We start from the raw sequence: 2,776 nt of genomic DNA on the forward strand, positions 1-2,776 counted from the left end.
ACTACGCATGGAAAAACAAGTTATTTTACAAGATCAAATTAAAGATGCAACTGGTCACACCGTTGCTACGATGCGAGCGGTTTTAAGCGGCGATGGTTCAACACCTAATGTGATGACGGTTGGCGCTGATAATCCAATCGGTTTTAACGATGATGGTTCACCTATTTTCCCAGAAATTGATGATAGTTTACTAAAACCAGCTCAACAGCAAATGATGGCACAAGCAATCAAAACTCAAAAAGAATTGACTAAAGAGAATGGCGGTGACCCGTCCAAAGTCAATGTGATTGGTGCTGAAACTGAAGCGAAGACAACGCCCACGCCACAACAGACGATTCAAGCTTCGATGATGAAGAGTATTGCTTCATTGCAAATGCAAGTAGCGCAATTAAAGAAGGAGACCAAAGATAATGGAAACTAAGGGTGTATTAACTAAATTAGCAATTCGTAATGCTAACCTTGAAATTGAGGTTGCTACATTACAAGCACAGAACGATGAATTAAAGCAAAAACTAGCTGATTTGCAAAATAACAGCAAGAAGAAGTAGGCGATTAGCATGAAGATTATTATGTTGGGTGATTCAATCACTCAAGGATGGAATGGCTATCAAGTCACACCATACACGTTAGCCAATACAATTGAAGCAAGAACCGGTAACACAGTAACAAACGCTGGAATTGGTGGAACTTTGGTCAATTCTGGTAACAATTGTTTTAGTTCCGTAGTCAACAACTATAACTTCAAAGATTATGACATGGTAATCATCATGTATGGGACTAATGATTTTGGAGTTCAAGGCGAATCGTTAAATACTTTAAAAGATGGTTATCAGCAAGGATTGGATAAAATTAAGTCTGATAACCCTAATATTCAAATTCGTTTGGTAACGCCAATTCGTGATTATGCCGTTGGCGGTGGTGACATGACATGGAAGAACAATGTAGGCGTTAGTCAGAACATGATTAATGATGCAGTAATTCAGATTGCTCGAAATAACAATGCTGAAGTCTATGACTGGCGAGACAATCCAGTTGTTACCAGTCCTTCACAATTAGCACCGGATAAGATTCACCCAACTGATGCAACATACAAATCTATGGGTGAGGCATTAGCTAGTTGGATTGGCATTAGAAGCCAAGCGGCAAACACTGAGATTGATATTTTGAGCGAGATTGAACAGTATAAGTTCATCTATTTTGGCTTTGATCCAGCTGGAGAAAACAGTTCTAATTTGTGGAAGGCTACTCCAGTATTGAGTGGTTCAAATGATGCAATTAACTGGAATGTAATTGCAGAGTTCCCACAATTAGGTAATTTACGTGATGGTAATATCGCTAAGTACAATGATTATTACTGGATTACGGGGACGACCGGGTTGTATCGCACTAAGGACTTTCAGACGTTTAAGTCATTTGACGTATCGTTCTTACAGAGAAATGGTTATACCGACATCTGGGCCCCAGAATTTTTCACTGATTACAGCGATAACTGGCACTTAGTTTGGGGTGCGGTATCCGATTCTCGACACGTTTATGTGGCAGACTTTGACCCCGAAACAGGCGAAGTTACTAATTCGTGGCAGATGGTCAATGAAGATCATGGAATGGACCCGCATATCTGGAAGATGAATGGTAAGTATTACCTCTCAATTGATGCTTATTGGTTGTATGAAGCTGATTCATACATGGGACCGTACACACTGATTAAGAACAACATCGAACATTCAGATGAGAATGGTAAAACAATCTGGTATGAAGCTGGAGAAACCTTAGTCGATGGTGACACCATCTACTTTTACTGTGATCACATTACCGGCTCAGTTTCTGGAGTGGCCGATTCTGGTCAGATGGTTGTACAAACTGCTAATATTCACGACCTCAGTAAGTGGACTGGTCCTCAAAATGTCACCTCAAGTATTAATATGCGTCACGGGTCATTCTTAAAAGTTGAATCAGGTTCCGATGCAACGGTCACTAAAGTTAATTTGACTCACATTGATAAGCCGTTTGATCTCGGCAGCAATACTAAAAGTAACTATGAACAATGTTTATCAGCGATAAATATGATTTATGCTCGGTTTGGAACACTGCTTGGCGACAGTGTTGGCTCTAATCCGGTTCGTTTGCAATTACGAAGCTCAGGACTTAATCGAGCGACTTGGTTATATATTGTCCATGTGTTTGATCAACTAGAAATAGAAATTAATAGAGCCGTTGGAACATTTCGTTCTAACGGCTTTGCTAATATTCGGACGAGACAAGACTTTGATTATATTGAATTGGTTAGACCATTGAACTTGATGATTGATACTAGCTATCAAACTACGCTGAACAACAACTGGGATTTGGTGCAAACAACTTTGAATGATTTACTCGCAGTGCTTACTAAGTTCCATGTATAAGAAGAAAGGAGATAAAAAATGGCTTATAAAGATTACCTAGAAGTCGACTTAGAGAAGCCGGTATCGACTTTTGTTGACTTAACTAATTACTTCCAAGCACGAGTTGGTGATGCTAAGGCTTACTGCAAGCTTCATATTAAGTCGGGCAGTAATTCCATTGACATGACTAACAAGAAGATGACCTTTTATGGCAAGGACAGCAATGCCACTCCGTTTGCGGCAGCTGGTGGTTTTGATGATGACCAACCGGGTGATGACCGGCAATTAGGGCTAATTACCTTTTACTTTCCAGAAGGGATTTTTCAAAAAGAGGGCAAGTGGCAAGAAGCCTTTTTCAAAATTCAAGATGAAAATGGTGGCGATATTTCAACCAT

General features: G+C 39.9%; 3 protein-coding genes and 1 pseudogene. All 4 read left to right on the forward strand.

All coding sequences use genetic code 11. The annotated features are described in order from the left end of the window. Positions 1 to 421 (forward strand): hypothetical protein (locus NFR46_RS09235; protein ID WP_251576741.1); only part of this gene is annotated, 421 nt, incomplete at its 5' end. Continuing rightward, a complete protein-coding gene (locus NFR46_RS09240; protein ID WP_251576743.1) occupies positions 411 to 548 on the forward strand; it encodes a hypothetical protein in 138 nt (45 codons plus the stop codon). The genes NFR46_RS09235 and NFR46_RS09240, both read left to right, overlap by 11 nt. 9 nt (positions 549 to 557) lie before the next feature. Further along, positions 558 to 2,402, forward strand: a complete 1,845-nt coding sequence (locus NFR46_RS09245) for a GDSL-type esterase/lipase family protein (RefSeq protein WP_251576745.1) — start codon at positions 558 to 560, stop codon at positions 2,400 to 2,402. A gap of 18 nt (positions 2,403 to 2,420) precedes the next feature. After that, positions 2,421 to 2,776, forward strand: a pseudogene (locus NFR46_RS09250) (BppU family phage baseplate upper protein); the annotation flags it as partial.

The organism is Limosilactobacillus agrestimuris, assembly GCF_943193105.1.
Classification (GTDB): domain Bacteria; phylum Bacillota; class Bacilli; order Lactobacillales; family Lactobacillaceae; genus Limosilactobacillus; species Limosilactobacillus agrestimuris.